The organism is Streptomyces sp. NPDC058295, assembly GCF_042880655.1.
GTDB lineage: Bacteria > Actinomycetota > Actinomycetes > Streptomycetales > Streptomycetaceae > Streptomyces > Streptomyces coriariae.
The window spans coordinates 125,349-141,292 of the sequence record NZ_JBHVYO010000021.1; the positions used below are offsets into that span (position 1 = coordinate 125,349).

The following is a 15,944-nucleotide window of genomic DNA, read 5'->3' on the forward strand; positions in this document are numbered from 1 at the left end:
CTTGAGGTCGAGGGCGGCGACGGTCTCCTCGGTCACGTCTTCGTCTCCTTCTCGGACTCCTCGGGCGGCCGGTCGAACTCGTCCGTGACCCTCGGCTGCGCGTCCCCGTCCCCGCCGGTCCAGCGCACCAGCAGCTCACCGAGGGCGGTCTCCTGGTCGAGCGTGACCGCCTTCTCCCGGTACAGCTCGAGCAGCGCGAGGAAGCGGGCCACGACGGTGAGGGTGTCCTCGGTGTCCGCCACCAGCGTGCGGAAGCTGGCCTCGCCGAGTTCCCTGAGCCGTGCGACGACGATCCCGGCCTGCTCCTGCACGCTCACCAGCGGCGCGTGGATGTGGTCGACGTACACCTGCGGTTTCGCCCGCGGCTGCATCGCCTTGACCGCGAGCCTCGCGAAACCCTCCGGGCCGATGCTGATGACGACCTCGGGCAGCAGCTCCGCGTGATGCGGTTCGAGACCGACGGTACGGGGGTAGCGCCGGGCCTCGCTCTCCAGCCGGTGCGTGAAGATGTCGGCGACCCGCTTGTAGGCCCGGTACTGGAGCAGCCGGGCGAACAGCAGGTCCCGGGCCTCCAGCAGGGCCAGGTCGGCCTCGTCCTCCACCTCCGCGGCGGGCAGCAGCCGGGCCGCCTTGAGATCGAGCAGCGTGGCGGCCACGACCAGGAACTCGGTCGTCTGGTCCAGGTCCCAGTCCGGACCCATCGCCCGGATGTGCGCCATGAACTCGTCGGTCACCTTCGACAGCGCGACCTCGGTGACGTCCAGCTTGTGCTTGGAGATCAGCTGGAGCAGCAGATCGAAGGGCCCCTCGAAGTTGGCGAGGCGGACCTTGAAAACGCCGTCGGGCACTCCCTGTGACGCGGGAACGGGTTCGGCCCCCACGGACTCCGGTACCCCGGACGCCGGTACACCGGACTCCGACACGGCCTCGGCCACGACGGGTTCCGGGCCCACCGGCTCCGGGCCCACAGGTTCCGGGTCCTCAGATTCCGCGTCAGCGGATTCCGGTACGGCAGGTTCCCGTTCGACCGGGTCCGGTACGACGGGATCCGGCTCGACCGGCTCTGGCTCGACCGGGTCCGGTACGACGGGATCCGGTTCGGGATCCGGTACGAAGGGATCCGGTCCGGCCGACCCGGGCTCCGGCCCGACAGGGACCGGCGTCGTCCCGGGCCCCCGCCCCAGCGCACGCCGACGGCCGGCTGCTGCGCCGGAGCCGGGGACGGGAACGTCGTTCGAGGTCATGGCCCCCGCAGGCTACCGCTACCGCCCGCGAAGTCGTCGGACGAGGATGCTGGCGTCCCCGCGGCTCTCCAGGTCGGCGAGGACCACGGCGACCGCCTCGCGGACGATGCGCCCCCGGTCCACGGCCAGCCCGTGCTCACCGCGGAGCACCAGCCGGGCGTGCTCCAGATCCATGAGCTCCTCGGCGGAGACATAGACGGTGATCTTCTCGTCGTGCCGCTCGCGGCCGCTGGGCCTGCGGGACGCCTGCCGTCCGCGTTTGCGCGACTGGCCGTCGGCGGCGGAGGCAGAACCTTCCTGCGGGCCCTGGCGCCGCTCGGGGCGCTCCCCGGGGGCGCCCCGGGTACGGGACTCCCCGGAGTCGCCCTGGCCCGCGTCGGCCGCCGCGTGCTCGGCGCCCTCGCCGTCACCGCCCTGCGCGGGCACGGACTGCGGCGCGTCCTCCGCGCCGCCGGCCGCCACCCCGTCGCTCTCGCCGGCCGGCGCCGGTACCCGGGCCTCGCCGTTGGCGGGGCGCCGGGGCGCGGACGGCTGAAGCGCCATTCCCCCTGTCGTACGGAAGAGTTCGTCGGCCCCCGGCAGACTCACTCGGCGTGACACCGGGCGAGCACCTCCCTGGCGAGCTGGCGGTAGGCGGCGGCGCCGACGGAGTTGGAGGCGTACGTGGTGATCGGCTCACCGGCGACCGTGGTCTCCGGGAAGCGGACCGTGCGCCCGATGACCGTGTGGTAGACGTGGTCGTCGAAGGCCTCGACGACCCGCGCGAGCACCTCACGGCTGTGCACGGTGCGCGAGTCGTACATCGTGGCGAGGATGCCGTCGAGTTCCAGTTCCGGGTTGAGCCGTTCCTGGACCTTCTCGATGGTCTCGGTCAGCAGCGCCACACCCCGGAGGGCGAAGAACTCGCACTCCAGCGGCACGATCACCTTGTGAGCGGCCGTCAGGGCATTGACGGTGAGCAGACCGAGCGAGGGCTGACAGTCGATGACGATGTAGTCGTAGTCGTCCATCAGCGGCTTGAGCGCACGCTGGAGCGTGGACTCGCGCGCGACCTCGGAGACCAACTGGACCTCGGCGGCCGACAGGTCGATGTTGCTGGGCAGCAGGTCCATGTTCGGGACCGCTGTCTTCAGGAGCACCTCGTCCGCCGCCATGCCCCGCTCCATGAGCAGGTTGTAGACGGTGAGGTCGAGCTCCATCGGATTGACGCCGAGACCGACCGACAGCGCGCCCTGCGGGTCGAAGTCCACGAGCAGCACGCGCCGACCGTACTCCGCGAGTGCGGCACCCAGGTTGATGGTCGACGTCGTCTTGCCCACGCCGCCCTTCTGGTTGCACATCGCGATGATCGTCGCGGGGCCGTGCTGGGTCAGCGGGCCCGGGATCGGGAAGTACGGCAGCGGGCGTCCGGTCGGACCGACGCGCTCACGGCGCTGTCGGGCCGCGTCGGGCGCGAGCGTGGCCGCGTACTCCGGGTCCGGCTCGTACTCGGCATCGGGATCGTAGAAATGCCCTTCGGGCAGTTCGTCGTAGTCGGCGAAGTGGTTGCGGGGCGCGCCACTTCCGTCGCCGGCCATGGCGTTCACGTGATGGCCATCCATGCTCTGGTGTGCTGACAGAGCCACATGGGTGCTGCGCTGGCTCTGGTGGGCTGCGAAGGTTCGGACAGCGACGGAGCCGACAGCCTCGAGCCCCGCGGAGACCTGGGCCCGCGTCGGCATTCCTGGTTGACCACCCCCGGGAGCAAATGTCGACTCATTCACAAGTCGTCTTACCTCCTTGGTGACCAGGAAACTTCTAGACAAGGTCAGCGTGGCACCATGCCGACAGTCGGCGACTCTATGGCGTGTCGGGTGTTCGCAGCAACACAATCCGCCGTACCCGGCCCGATGTGTCGGCAATGAAACATCCCGCTGTCAAGGGCGTACGGCCGTCGCACGGCAGGTTTCGCCGGTGTACGAATCGGTCGAAGCGTTACGTTCGAGGCGAGTTGGCCGAGAGCCGCAAAGTGACCATACACACATCCGGCCGGACCTTGTCGGGCAAGGTCCGGCCGGGTGTGCTGGGTTGACGACCTGTGTTGACGTATCGCCTTTTTCCGCGGGGTTACTTGGCCGATCGGCTCGGCACGACGGCTCAGCCGAGCAGCTGGTCGAGCTCCGTGTGCTCCAGGCCGTGCGCCTCCGCGACCTCGCGGTAAACGACCTTGCCGTCATGGGTGTTGAGGCCCCTGGCCAGCGCGGCATCGCGGCGCAGCGCCTCCACCCAGCCCTTGTCGGCGAGTTCGACGATGTACGGCAGCGTGGCGTTGGTGAGCGCGTAGGTGGAGGTGTTGGGGACCGCGCCGGGCATGTTGGCGACGCAGTAGAAGACCGACTTGTGCACCGGGAAGGTCGGCTCGGCGTGGGTGGTCGGACGGGAGTCCTCGAAGCAGCCGCCCTGGTCGATCGCGATGTCGACAAGGACACTTCCGGGCTTCATCCGGGACACGAGCTCGTTGGTGACCAGCTTGGGGGCCTTGGCGCCCGGGATGAGGACGGCGCCGATGACGAGGTCGGCCTCGAGGCAGGCCTTCTCCAGCTCGAAGGTGTTGGAGACGACCGTCTGGATCTTCGTACCGAAGATCTTGTCGGCCTCCTTGAGCTTGTTGATGTCGCGGTCGAGAAGCGTCACGTGGAAGCCCATGCCGATGGCGATCTGCGCCGCGTTCCAGCCGGAGACACCGCCGCCGATGACGACCGCCTTGGCGGCCAGCACGCCCGGCACACCGCCGGGCAGCACACCGCGGCCGCCGTTGGCGCGCATCAGGTGGTAGGCGCCGACCTGGGGCGCCAGCCGGCCCGCGACCTCGGACATCGGGGCGAGCAGCGGCAGCGCGCGGTTCGGCAGCTCGACGGTCTCGTAGGCGATCGCCGTGGTGCCGGACCCGACGAGGGCGTCCGTGCACTCCTTGGACGCGGCCAGGTGCAGGTAGGTGAAGAGCGTCTGGTCCTTGCGGAGGCGGTGGTACTCCTCGGCGATGGGTTCCTTGACCTTCAGCAGCAGGTCGGCGGTGGCCCACACCTCGTCGGCGGTCTCGAGGATGCGTGCGCCGGCGGCCACGTACTCCTCGTCCGTGATGGACGAGCCGACACCGGCGTTGCGTTCGACGACGACCTGGTGGCCGTGGCGCACCAGTTCGTGCACACCGGCGGGGGTGATGGCCACCCGGAACTCGTTGTTCTTGACCTCGCGGGGGATGCCGACCTTCACGTGGATCACGGTCCTTGGCTCAGTAGGTGTGGGGGCACAGCAAAGACATACCCGGAGATACGGGGCACACCGGGATGCACCGCAGGAACATGCGGCAGAGCCAGTCTAATGAAGGCGTTCCCGCTGTCTAGCCTTTCATTGCATCAATCTTCAGCGGATGTACTACGGATTTCGCAGGTGTTAGCGCGGTGTTCCGGTAGATCAGGCCGTTCTGGCCCTTCCACCGGCCCCGACCCTGGCCCTGGCTCCGGCCCCGACCCGGGCCGCGACTGCGATTCCGGCTCCGGCTCCGCTACCGGTTCCGACGCCGACGCCGACGCCGACGACCGAGGCTCCGGGTCCGGCTCCGGATCGCGGTGCGGGAGCTCCTCTCCCAGGATGCGCTCGGCCGCGCCCCGGTGCAGGCCGGCCGCCACCGGGTCGCCGAGGCGCTCCAGGGTGTCGGCCAGCCTCAGCTGCACCGCGGCCTGGAGACGCGTGTCCTCGGCGCGTCCCGCCCACTCCACCGCCTCCTGGCAGGTGCGCAGCGACTCCTCGGGGCGCCCCGCGTACTCCTGGACCCGGGCCAGCTCGCTCAACGCCCGCGCGTACGCGCCGACGTCGCCGTTCTTGCGGTGCCCGGCGGCCGCGGCCCGCCAGGCCCGCTGCGCCTCGCCGTAGCGGCCCGCGTAGGTGTGCGCGGTGGCGATACGGCCGTAGAGCCGGGCGGCGTCCGCGCGCTCGTCGCGGGCCAGCCGCTGGGCGAGGGCCCGTCCGAACCAGTCGGCGGCCCGGTCGTAGTCCCCGAGCTCGAGATGCGCGCCGCCTACGGATTCCATCGCGCGCCCGATCGCATACGGGTCGTTCGCCTCACGTCCGGCGTCCAGAGCCGCCCGGTAACGCACCAGGGCCTCCGCCGTGCGGCCGGTCCTGGCGTCGACGTCGGCGAGGTTCAGCAGGGCGGCGGCCTTCTCGCGGGGCAGGTTCCGCCGCTCGGCCACGTCCAGGACGAGCTGGTGGACGCCGTACAGGTCGGGCGCCGCCGCCTGGGTGCCGAAGTGCGCGACCATCGCCCTGACCAGCTGGGACATCAGACGGCGGGCCAGGGTGTCCAGCTCGCCGTCGGCGACCGCCAGGCGGGCCGAGGCGAGCAGGGCGGGCCGGCGGACCCGCAGCCAGTCGGCGGCCGCGCGCTGGGTCGGGAAGCGCAGGGCGCTGGGCATGCCCTGGAGCTTCTCGCGGGCCTGGGGGTTGTCGGTCTCGGTGATGGCCCGGCAGGACTGGAGCAGTCGCACCGTCCGCTCCAGCATGCGGGCGCGGGCCAGCTGGAGCTCGGCCGGGCGTTCATGGCTCTCGGCGGCGGCGCGCAGCAGGGGGTACAGGCAGGCGGGCACCTCGTACTGGGGCAGCGGGGAGTCCAGGGGCCGCAGCAGCCCCAGGGCGGCGAGGTCGTCCAGGGTGGTGCGCGCGGCGCCCACCGAGCAGCCGGCGAGCGCGGAGGCGGTGTGCGGGTCCGCCAGACCGGCCGGGGCCAGACTGAGCAGTCGCAGTATCCGGGCGGCGGGGGCGGGCAGCGCGGCGTGCACGAGCCGGAAGACCCGGCTGAGCGGGGAGCCCTCGTCGCCCTCCGCGTGGAGCTGCTTGGCGAGGTCGGCGACGGCCGCCTTGGGGCGGGCGGCGAGCCAGCCGCCCGCCAGGTTCAGCGCGGCCGGCTGGCCCTGGCAGGCCTCCACGAGGCCCTCGGCGGAGCGCGGATCGACGGTGATGCGGACCGAGCCGGTGTGCCGGCTCAGCAGTTCGAGGGCGGACTTGGTGTCCAGGCCGCCCAGGGTGCAGGGGCGGACGTCCGCGATGCCGGTGAGCGGCCCGGCGGAGACGGCGACGAGGAGGCACTGCGGGGTGTCCGGAAGCAGCGCGTCGACCTGTTCGGCGCCGGCCGCGTCGTCGAGCAGGAGGAGGACGCGGCGCTTCGCGAGGGTCTGGCGCAGGAGGGCGGCGAGATCGTCCTCGTCGGCGCCCGGTGGGGCCGGCACGTCCAGCGCGGTGAGCAGTTCACGGGCGGCCCGCTCGACCGGCACGGGCGTGCCGTCGGGCTCGGCGAGGCGGGCGCGCAGGACGCCGTCCCGGTAGTGGTCGGCAACCTGCCGGACGAGTTCCTCGGCGAGCGCCGTACGCCCGGAGCCGGGCCGTCCGGCGATGAGGAGCACGCGCGCGCGTGGTGCCTTCTTCCCGGAGATGGTGTCCAGCCCCGTGCGCTCGATGTCGGCGCGCAGTTCTTTCAACTCCCGGACTCTGCCCAGGAAATGGCCCTCTGTCGCAGCGTGTCCCGACAGCTGCACGCCGCCTGTGTCCACTGCCTGATCCGTCACGGGCCACACTCCCGTCCCACCGCACGCGCAAGCCCGCCGGGACTCCGGATCGGGCGTTTCCAGAGCCTAGTTCACGCTCTGCGACGTTCCGGGTGGAGTACGGCGGGCATCGCCGAGAGGTCCCTCGATCGGATCAGCCGATCGTCACACCGGACGGGGGCGGGACGGCCTCAGAAGGGACCGGAGGGACGCCTCTGCGCCTGGCGGGCGGGGGCGGCGGCGGAGGGCGTCACGCCTCGAACGGGCGCGCCGGCCAGGGCGCCTCGGCCGGGCGCAGCGCGTCGAGCCCGTCGCCGGTACGCGCGGCGACCAGGGAGAGGACGCCCACGACGAGGCAGTTGCTGTGCACGTCGCCCGCGAGCACCCCGCGGACCAGCTCGTCGACCGGCACCCGCGCGTGCTCCATGTCGGCCTCCTCGTCCTCCACCGCGAAGCGCTCCCCGTCGGCCTCGGACAGGTCGCGGGCCAGGAAGATGCGCACCGACTCGTCACAGCCGCCCGCGGTGGGGTAGACGTCGGTCAGCACCCGCCAGTCCTCGGCCTTGACGTGCGCCTCCTCGTACAGCTCGCGCTGGGCGGCGTGCAGCGGGTTCTCACCGGGCACGTCGAGCAGACCGGCCGGGATCTCCCACAGCTTCTGCCCGACGGGGTGCCGGTACTGCTTGATGAGCAGGACACGGCCCTCTCCGTCGAGGGCGAGGACGGCCACGGAACCCGGGTGGACCTGGAAGTCCCGGCGGACCACCGAACCGTCGGGCATGACCACCTCGTCCGTGCGGACGGAGGTCTTGTTGCCGACGAAGGGGGTCTCGCTCGACCGGATCTCCCACGCCTCGGGGGTGTCCTTGATCGTCATGCAGTGCGTCCTTCCACGTGCCACGTGCGCAAACGAAAACCGGGGTGCCCACCCTTGAAGGTTTGCACCCCGGCCACCGTACAACTGGTGTGTTACTTCGAAGCCTTCTCCGCCTCGACGGTCCGCTGGACCGCGGCCTTCACCAGGCCGGCGAACAGCGGGTGCGGACGCGTGGGCCGCGAGCGCAGCTCGGGGTGGGCCTGCGTGGCGACCAGGTACGGGTGGACGTCACGCGGGTACTCGACGTACTCGACCAGCTTGCCGTCCGGCGAGGTGCCGGAGAACAGGATGCCCGCCTTCTTCTCGAGCTCCGCGCGGTAGGCGTTGTTCACCTCGTAGCGGTGCCGGTGGCGCTCCTCGACATACTCCTTGCCGTCGTACACCTCACGCACGATGGAGCCCTCGGCCAGCTTGGCCGGGTACATGCCCAGGCGCATCGTTCCGCCCATGTCGCCCTCGCCGGCCACGATGTCGAGCTGCTCGGCCATGGTGGAGATGACCGGGTGGCCGGTGGCCGGGTCGAACTCGGTGGAGTTGGCGTCACCGATGTCGGCCAGGTTGCGCGCGGCCTCGATCACGATGCACTGCAGGCCGAGGCACAGGCCGAGCAGCGGGATCCGGTTCTCCCGGGCGTAGCGGATCGCGCCGACCTTGCCGAGCACACCGCGGTCGCCGAAGCCGCCCGGAATGCAGATGCCGTCGACGTCCTCGAGCTGCGCCTTGGCGCCCGCCGGGGTCTTGCAGTCGTCCGACGTGACCCACTTGATCTTGACTCGGGCCTTGTTGGCGAAGCCGCCGGCGCGCAGCGCCTCGGTGACCGAGAGATAGGCGTCGGGCAGGTCGATGTACTTGCCGACCAGGGCGAGGGTGATCTCGTGGTCGGGGTTGTGGACGCGGTCGAGCAGGTCGTCCCAGGTCGTCCAGTCCACATCGCGGAACGGCAGGTCCAGCTTGCGGACGACGTAGGCGTCCAGACCCTCGCCGTGCACGGTCTTCGGGATGTCGTAGATCGAGCGCGCGTCGGGACAGGCCACCACCGCGTCCTCGTCGACGTCGCACATCAGCGAGATCTTGCGCTTGATGGCGGTCGGCACCTCGCGGTCGCAGCGGAGCACGATCGCGTCCGGCTGGATACCGATGTTGCGGAGCGCCGCGACCGAGTGCTGGGTCGGCTTGGTCTTCAGCTCACCCGAGGGACCGATGTACGGCAGGAGCGAGATGTGCACCACGAAGACGTTGTCCCGGCCCACCTCGTGACGGACCTGGCGGACCGTCTCCAGGAACGGCAGCGACTCGATGTCGCCGACCGTGCCGCCGACCTCGGTGATCACGACGTCGACCTCGTCCGTCGCCATCCGGCGGATGCGGTGCTTGATCTCGTTGGTGATGTGCGGGATGACCTGCACGGTGTCGCCCAGGTACTCGCCACGCCGCTCCTTGGCGATCACCGTCGAGTAGATCTGGCCTGTAGTGACATTGGCGGAGCCGTCCAAGTCACGATCGAGGAAGCGCTCGTAGTGTCCGATGTCCAGGTCGGTCTCGGCGCCGTCGTTGGTGACGAACACCTCACCGTGCTGGAAGGGGTTCATCGTGCCCGGGTCGACGTTCAGGTACGGGTCGAGCTTCTGCATCACGACGCGCAGACCCCGCGCCTTCAGCAGCATGCCGAGGCTGGAGGCCGTCAGACCCTTGCCGAGCGAGGAGGCGACACCCCCGGTGACGAAGATGTGCTTGGTCGTCGTGGATTTGGGCGTCATGGCCAAGAGGGGGCTCCCGTGGTCGCGATTCGGAGGTGCGGTTCGGGGGCTTCGAGACCACCGGTCCACGGGCTACCAGGGTATCAGCGCCTCAGGGAGATGGCTTCCGGCCACGCTCCGCGCACAGGTCGACACGGGCCGCCCCCGCGCACCGGTTTCTCACCCGCTGCTCACCCGTTCGGCCCACCCGCGTTGTCCGGAGCGGCACGCAGATCATCTACGTGCGTCGTATCCTGCTCGGACACTCGCTGCCGAGCCCGGTCGGCAAGACGGCACACCCCAGTCCGTATCCCCACCGGAACAACGAGAGCTCGTCAGTTCGTTGAGCAGGAATCGGCGTTTTGCCTATATGGCTGAGCGGCTGCTTTGCTTCAGCGCTCAACGACGCATTACAAACGACCCCTTGACCGCACTAGCGACAGCCCCCGTTCCATCTGGGGGTGACGTGGCCGTTCGACTGGAGTTGCACGTGGCCGGGCGCATCGAAGATTACGCACTCATCGGAGACATGCAGACCGCCGCGCTGGTCTGCCGGGACGGCACAGTCGACTGGCTGTGCCTGCCCCGCTTCGACTCGCACGCGATCTTCGCAGGTCTGCTCGGCACCGAGGAACACGGGTTCTGGCGCCTCGGCCCCGCGCACGCCTCCGACGCGGCCCCGCCGCGCGCGGCCCGGCGCACCTACCGGGGCGACTCGCTCATCCTGGAGTCCGAGTGGGACACCCCGCGCGGCACGGTCCGGGTGACCGATTTCATGCCCCCTCGCGACGGCGCGCCCCAGCTGATCCGGATCGTCGAGGGCGTCTCGGGCCGCGTCCCGATGCGCTCCGCGCTGCGGATGCGGTTCTCCTACGGCCGGGTCGTGCCGTGGGTGCACAAGCACGAGGGCCGCACGGTGGCCGTCGCGGGCCCGGACTCCGTGTGGTTCGACACCGAGTGCGAGACCTACGGAAAGTCGCTGACCACGTACGCGGACTTCACGGTCGCGCCCGGTGACCGGATCGCGTTCACGATCTCGTGGGAGCCCTCGCACAAGGAGCCGCCCGCGCTGCCCGAGCCCGAGCAGTCGCTCCAGGCGACCGAGGACTTCTGGCGCGAGTGGGTCGAGCACTGTACGTACCACGGCCCCTACCGCGAGGCCGTGATCCGCTCGCTGATCACGCTCAAGGCACTGACCTACGGCCCGACCGGCGGCATCGTCGCCGCGCCCACCACCTCCCTGCCCGAGGACATCGGCGGCGTCCGCAACTGGGACTACCGCTACACCTGGCTGCGCGACGCGGCCATCACGCTGTCCTCGCTGCTGCGCACCGGCTACCGCGAGGAGGCCCGCGCCTGGCGCGAGTGGCTGCTGCGGGCCGTCGCCGGCGACCCCGAGAACCTCCAGATCATGTACGGCATCGCGGGCGAGCGCGAGCTGGGCGAGGCCGAGCTGGACTGGCTGCCCGGCTACGAGAACTCCGGCCCGGTCCGGGTCGGCAACGGCGCCGCGCACCAGCTCCAGCTGGACGTCTACGGCGAGGTCACCGAGGCCCTGCACCTCGGCCACATGACCGGCCTGGCCCGCAACGACTACGCCTCCCTGCTCCAGCTCAAGCTGATCCGCTACCTGGAGCAGCACTGGGACGAGCCGGACGAGGGCATCTGGGAGGTGCGCGGTCCGCGCCGCCACTTCGTGCACTCCAAGGTCATGGCCTGGGTCGCCGTCGACCGCACGATCAAGCTGATCGAGTCCGGCGACGCGGACGGCCCGCTGGAGAAGTGGCGCGAGCTGCGCGACGACATCCACCGGGACGTGTGCGAGAAGGGCTACGACAAGGAACGCAACACCTTCACGCAGTCCTACGGCTCCAAGGAGCTGGACGCGTCCTTGCTGCTCATCCCGCAGATGGGCTTCCTGCCCCCGGACGACAAGCGGGTGATCGGCACCATCGAGGCGATCCAGCGCGAGCTGTCCACCCCGGACGGCTTCATCCTGCGCTACCCCACCTCGGGCGGCGACGAGGGCGTCGACGGCCTGCCCGGTGACGAGGGCGCCTTCCTGGCGTGCTCGTTCTGGATGGCGGACGACCTCGCGATGATCGGCCGGGTGGACGAGGCCCGCAAGCTGTTCGAGAAGCTGCTCTCGCTGCGCAACGACCTCGGTCTGCTCGCCGAGGAGTGGGACCCGCGCCTCCAGCGCCAGGTCGGCAACTTCCCGCAGGCCTTCAGCCACGTCCCGCTGATCGACACGGCCCTGCGCCTGACGGCGTCCGGGGCGTACGGCGGCTGAACAGGACCGGCACCACGCGCCCGCCTAGGCTGGGAGCCAACAGCCCCTTTCCGGAAGGGGGCGCCTCATGGCCTCCCCATCGACGGCGGGCGCGGCACTGTCCGCGCTGCGCGAGGAACTGGTCGGCGACGTGTTCGCCCCGGAGGATCCGGGTTACGACGAGGCCCGGGCGGTCTTCAACGCGATGATCGACCGCCGTCCCGCGGTGATCGCCCAGTGCGTGGACGAGGCCGATGTCGTGCGGTCGGTGCGCTTCGCCCGGGATCTGGACCTGCCCATCGCGGTGCGCGGCGGCGGACACAGCGTCGCCGGCATGGCGCTGGGCGACGGGGCCGTGGTGGTGGACCTGCGCCACCTGCGCGCGGTCACCGTCGATCCCGCGGCCGAGGCGGTACGGGTGGCGGGCGGCGCCACGATGAGCGACCTGGACCGCGCCTGCCAGCCGCACGGTCTGGCCACGACCGGCGGACGGGCCTCCACCACCGGCGTCGGCGGCTTCGTCCTCGGCGGCGGCGCCGGCTGGCTGGACCGCTGCTGCGGGCTGGCCGTCGACAACCTGCTCGGCGCCGAACTGGTCACCGCCGACGGCCGGCAGGTCCACGCGAACGCCGACGAGAACCCCGACCTGTTCTGGGCACTGCACGGCGGCGGCGGCAACTTCGGTGTCGCCACCGCGCTCACCCTGAAGCTGCACGAGCTGCCCGAGTTCTCCATCGCGCTGCTGCTGTACCTGCCCGAGTTCGGCGCCGAGGTCACCCGCACCTACCGGGACGTGATCACGGCCGGCCCGGACGAGGCGGGCGGCGCCGTCATCTACCTCTCCGGCCCGCCCGAGGAGTTCGTCCCGCCACACCTGGTCGGGTCGCTGTTGTGCGGGGTGCTGCTCACGTACGCCGGTACCGAGGCGGACATGCGCAAGCTCGCCGAACCGCTGCTGGCGATGCCGCACGAGAGCGAGGTCGTCGGGGCGATGCCGTACGCCGACGTCCAGTGCATGATCGACAATCCGCCCGGGATGCGGAACTACTGGTCGGCGGAGTACCTGACGGGCGCCCCGGACGACTTCGTGGACGTCTACTGCGCCCGCGGCCGGGCCATGCCCGTGCCGACCGGCACCATGCACGCGCTGTTCCCGCAGGGCGGCGCGATCGCCGCCGGCCCGCACGAGTACCCCGTGCCCTACCGCGACGCGCCCTGGGGTGTGCACCCCTTCGGCCTGTGGGAGGACCCGGCGGACGACGAGCGGTGCGTCCAGTGGGTCCGGGACGTCCGGGCCGCCGTACAGCCGTGGAGCACGGGCGCGGTCTACCTCAACTTCATCGGTGACGAGGGCGCCGACCGGGTCGTGGCGGGCGTGGGCGAGGCGAACGCCCGGCGGCTCGGGGACGTGAAGCGGCGGTACGACCCGGACAACGTCTTCCGCTTCAACCACAACATCAAGCCGGCCTGAGAGCCGTCGGCGCCCAAGCAGTCGGTCCGGCTGCCGGAGCCCGCTGCCGGTCGGTACGGGCTGGTCCGGCCGTCAGCCCTGCGCGAGGCCCGCCAGCGCCGTCAGCGTCCGCTCCCCGGCCGGGTCGCCCGCCGTCGCCGGGACGAGCGCGATCTCGTCGAGTCCCGCCTCCGCGTAGGCGTCGATCCGGGCGCGCACGGTGTCGAGGCCGCCGACCAGGCCGACGGTGGCCGCGGCTGCCGCCGGCAGGGCGCGGACGAGGGTGGCGCGGTCGGCGCCGCCCGCGGCGAGTTCGACGGCGTCCGCGAGACCGGCCTCGGCGAACACCTCGCGGTACCCCGGCACCGTCAGATATCCGGCGACGCTGCCCAGCACCTCGGCGAGCGACTCCGGCGCCGGGTCGACGGCCGCGGGCAGCCAGGCGGCGAGCGTGGGCCGCGCACGTCCCACCCGCCCGGCCGCCGCGTCCAGCTCGGCGCGCAGCTCACGGACCTGCTCCGGGGAGACGACGTCGAGCAGCATCCGGTCGGCGTGCGCGGCGGCCGCGGCGATCGCGCGGTCCCCGAAGGCGGCCACGGTGAGCGGGCCGCCGGGCGGCGGGAGCCGACGCCGGAAGGCGCTGCCGGGCACGACCGGCTCACCGGGCGCGCCGTGCAGCAGGGTGCGTACGGCCGCCGCGGTCTCGGTCAGGACGGCGGCGGGGCGCACCAGGGGCCGCCCGTGCACGCCCTCCACGACGCGTTTGCTCGAGGTGCCCAGCGCCACCCCGACCGCCCGTCCACCGGTGACGGCGGAGACCGACGCGGCACCCCGGGCGAGGGTGTACGGGTCGCGCACCGACACCGGGACCGGCCCGGCCGTCAGCGCGACCCGCTCGGTGACCCGGCCGAGCGCCGCGGCGAGCACGAAGGCGTCCCAGGTCGGCCCTTCGCCCGCCCACACCTCCCGGTAGCCGAGCCGGTCGGCGAGCGCCGCGACCCGCAGCGGCTCGTCGACCGGGCTGTCGTCCTCACGGGCCACGGCCACCACACTGAGATCCATGGTCCGCCGCTACCCGACGACAGCCGCCCCATGCCGGACGGAGCTGTCACCGGGACGTCCGCGCAGGTAGCGTCCGCTGCATGGACAGCGGCACGGACCACCGATTCGACAGCCAGAGCGCCGGCATCACCGTGCGGCGCGCGCTGGAGCTGCCCGGCCTGCGCAGCGGGCTCCCCGAGATCCTCGCGGGCGCCGACCGGCTGGGCCGCACGGTGCGCTGGGTGCACGCGGGCGAGGTCCCGAACATCGCCTCGCTGCTCAAGGGCGGCGAGCTGCTGCTGACCACGGGCTACGGCCTCGGCACCCGTCCGGCCGAGCAGCGGGCGTTCGTCCGCACGCTGGCCGAGCGGGGCATCGCGGCCCTGGTGATCGAGCTGGGCCCGCGCTTCACCCGGCTGCCCGCGGCCCTGGTCGAGACGGCGCGCACGACCGGGCTCCCCCTGGTCCAGCTGCACCGCGAGGTGCCGTTCGTGACCGTCACGGAGGAGATCCACACCGAGATCGTCAACGGGCACTACGCCCTGCTCCAGCAGGCCGAGGAAGTGCACCGGCGCTGTACCGAAGCGCTGCTCGGCGGGGGCGGGATACCGCAGGTCCTGGGCATCCTGGCGGACTTCAGCGGCAACCCCGTCTTCCTGGAGACGACCGAGGGCCAGCTTCTGTACGCCGCCGGAGCCGGCCCCGAGGGCGCGGACCCGCTGCAGGTGTGGGAGGGCCTGCGCGGGCCGCACAAGGACGCTCCGCCACCCGTCGGCTCGGTGCTGGTGGACGTGCCCGGGGGCGGGCCGGGGGCGGGCTCGGTACGCGCCCGGCTCGTGCTGCTGCCCGTGCGCGCCCCTCTCGCACCGGTGCACCGGATCGCCGCCGAACGCGCGGCCGGGATCCTGGCCGTGGTGCTGATGCAGGCCCGCCAGGAGGAGGAGCTGGCGGCACGCGGCCGGGGCGACTTCCTCACCGACCTCGCCGAGGGCCGGATCGCCGCGGAGGACGCTCCGGCGCAGGCGCGCGTCCTCGGCTTCAAGCCGGGCGCCAGTCCGCTGCTCCCGGTCGTCATGCGGCTGGGCGACGGCCTCTCCCCCGGCGGGGGCTGGGCGGTGCTGGCGCGGGCGGTCGCCGAGGAGCTGGCGTCGGTGGGTGTGCCCGTGCTGCTCGGTGTGCGGCCGGTGGAGGGCCGGGTGCCGTTGCTGCTGGGCCTGCGGTCGGAGTCGGAGCGCTCGGCGGTGGCGGACCGGGTCGCGGCGGCGCTGCGGGCCGGGGTGGAACGGGCCGGGATGCAGCGACCGGGTGCCCAGCCGCCGGTGGTGGTGGTCGGGGTGGCGGGCGGCTGGGCGGCCGCCTCGGCGGGCCTCAGACACGCGGCGGAGACGGCGACCGCCGCGCAGGGCCTGTCGGACCGCCCCTGGTACGACGCCCGGCGCCTGGACATCGACCTCCTGCTGTGGCGGCTGCGCGACCACCCCGACCTGGCGGCCTTCGTGGACCGCGCGATCGGCCCGGTCCGCGACCACGACCACCGCTCCAAGCCGCCCCTGCTGCCCACCCTGGAGACCTACCTCGCGCACGCGGGACGCAAGGCGGAGACGGCCCGCGAGCTGCATCTGAACCGGCAGACGCTGTACAACCGTCTCGCCCGCATCGGCGAGTTGCTCGGCACCGACCTCGACGACCCGCAGACGGTCCTGGCGTTGAGCCTGGCGCTGCGGGCGCGGCGGCACGTGGCGTAG

11 protein-coding genes are annotated in these 15,944 nt (G+C 72.0%); 3 read left to right on the top strand and 8 right to left on the bottom strand.

Annotated elements, in window-relative coordinates; all coding sequences use genetic code 11:
* Nucleotides 1-32: 32 nt before the first annotated feature.
* The 7 genes from ACFVYS_RS23390 to ACFVYS_RS23420 form a co-directional block, all read right to left on the bottom strand.
* Nucleotides 33-1,244, bottom strand: coding sequence for a segregation and condensation protein A (locus ACFVYS_RS23390; RefSeq protein ID WP_389504819.1), 1,212 nt, complete (start codon nucleotides 1,242-1,244; stop codon nucleotides 33-35).
* Between the two features lie 18 nt (nucleotides 1,245-1,262).
* A complete protein-coding gene (locus tag ACFVYS_RS23395) occupies nucleotides 1,263-1,844 on the bottom strand; it encodes a hypothetical protein (RefSeq protein WP_389504820.1) in 582 nt (193 codons plus the stop codon).
* Nucleotides 1,829-2,965: a ParA family protein gene (locus tag ACFVYS_RS23400; protein WP_028806581.1), complete on the bottom strand. Its 1,137-nt coding sequence runs from the start codon at nucleotides 2,963-2,965 to the stop codon at nucleotides 1,829-1,831. The genes ACFVYS_RS23395 and ACFVYS_RS23400 overlap by 16 nt, the downstream gene beginning before the upstream one ends.
* 415 nt (nucleotides 2,966-3,380) lie before the next feature.
* On the bottom strand, nucleotides 3,381-4,505 hold the full coding sequence (ald, locus tag ACFVYS_RS23405; protein WP_389504822.1) for an alanine dehydrogenase: 1,125 nt from the start codon (nucleotides 4,503-4,505) through the stop codon (nucleotides 3,381-3,383).
* 134 nt (nucleotides 4,506-4,639) lie between these two features.
* Nucleotides 4,640-6,844: a tetratricopeptide repeat protein gene (locus ACFVYS_RS23410; protein ID WP_389504824.1), complete on the bottom strand. Its 2,205-nt coding sequence runs from the start codon at nucleotides 6,842-6,844 to the stop codon at nucleotides 4,640-4,642.
* Nucleotides 6,845-7,073: 229 nt separating this feature from the next.
* The gene (locus ACFVYS_RS23415) at nucleotides 7,074-7,700 is read right to left on the bottom strand and encodes an NUDIX hydrolase (protein ID WP_142269604.1); all 627 of its coding nucleotides are present in this window, start codon (nucleotides 7,698-7,700) and stop codon (nucleotides 7,074-7,076) included.
* A 92-nt stretch (nucleotides 7,701-7,792) separates the two neighbouring features.
* Nucleotides 7,793-9,457: a CTP synthase gene (locus ACFVYS_RS23420; RefSeq protein ID WP_307162504.1), complete on the bottom strand. Its 1,665-nt coding sequence runs from the start codon at nucleotides 9,455-9,457 to the stop codon at nucleotides 7,793-7,795.
* Nucleotides 9,458-9,926: 469 nt separating this feature from the next.
* Between ACFVYS_RS23420 and ACFVYS_RS23425 the strand changes: the two genes are divergently transcribed.
* Nucleotides 9,927-11,729: a glycoside hydrolase family 15 protein gene (locus ACFVYS_RS23425; RefSeq protein WP_389504850.1), complete on the top strand. Its 1,803-nt coding sequence runs from the start codon at nucleotides 9,927-9,929 to the stop codon at nucleotides 11,727-11,729.
* 67 nt (nucleotides 11,730-11,796) lie between these two features.
* Nucleotides 11,797-13,179: an FAD-binding oxidoreductase gene (locus tag ACFVYS_RS23430; RefSeq protein ID WP_389504826.1), complete on the top strand. Its 1,383-nt coding sequence runs from the start codon at nucleotides 11,797-11,799 to the stop codon at nucleotides 13,177-13,179.
* A 72-nt stretch (nucleotides 13,180-13,251) separates the two neighbouring features.
* Here ACFVYS_RS23430 and ACFVYS_RS23435 read toward each other — a convergent pair whose 3' ends face one another.
* Nucleotides 13,252-14,220, bottom strand: coding sequence for an LLM class F420-dependent oxidoreductase (locus ACFVYS_RS23435; RefSeq protein WP_389504828.1), 969 nt, complete (start codon nucleotides 14,218-14,220; stop codon nucleotides 13,252-13,254).
* An 80-nt stretch (nucleotides 14,221-14,300) separates the two neighbouring features.
* Here ACFVYS_RS23435 and ACFVYS_RS23440 point away from each other — a divergent pair, with 80 nt between their 5' ends.
* On the top strand, nucleotides 14,301-15,944 hold the full coding sequence (locus ACFVYS_RS23440) for a PucR family transcriptional regulator (protein WP_389504830.1): 1,644 nt from the start codon (nucleotides 14,301-14,303) through the stop codon (nucleotides 15,942-15,944).

What these genes read in the sequence shown, in the direction of transcription:
- ACFVYS_RS23390 (WP_389504819.1), bottom strand. Translation starts at nt 1,244, where the DNA reads ATGACCTCGAACGACGTTCCCGTCCCCGGCTCCGGCGCAGCAGCCGGC.
- ACFVYS_RS23400 (WP_028806581.1), bottom strand. Translation starts at nt 2,965, where the DNA reads ATGCCGACGCGGGCCCAGGTCTCCGCGGGGCTCGAGGCTGTCGGCTCC.
- ACFVYS_RS23415 (WP_142269604.1), bottom strand. Translation starts at nt 7,700, where the DNA reads ATGACGATCAAGGACACCCCCGAGGCGTGGGAGATCCGGTCGAGCGAG.
- ACFVYS_RS23420 (WP_307162504.1), bottom strand. Translation starts at nt 9,457, where the DNA reads ATGACGCCCAAATCCACGACGACCAAGCACATCTTCGTCACCGGGGGT.
- ACFVYS_RS23430 (WP_389504826.1), top strand. Translation starts at nt 11,797, where the DNA reads ATGGCCTCCCCATCGACGGCGGGCGCGGCACTGTCCGCGCTGCGCGAG.
- ACFVYS_RS23435 (WP_389504828.1), bottom strand. Translation starts at nt 14,220, where the DNA reads ATGGATCTCAGTGTGGTGGCCGTGGCCCGTGAGGACGACAGCCCGGTC.
- ACFVYS_RS23440 (WP_389504830.1), top strand. Translation starts at nt 14,301, where the DNA reads ATGGACAGCGGCACGGACCACCGATTCGACAGCCAGAGCGCCGGCATC.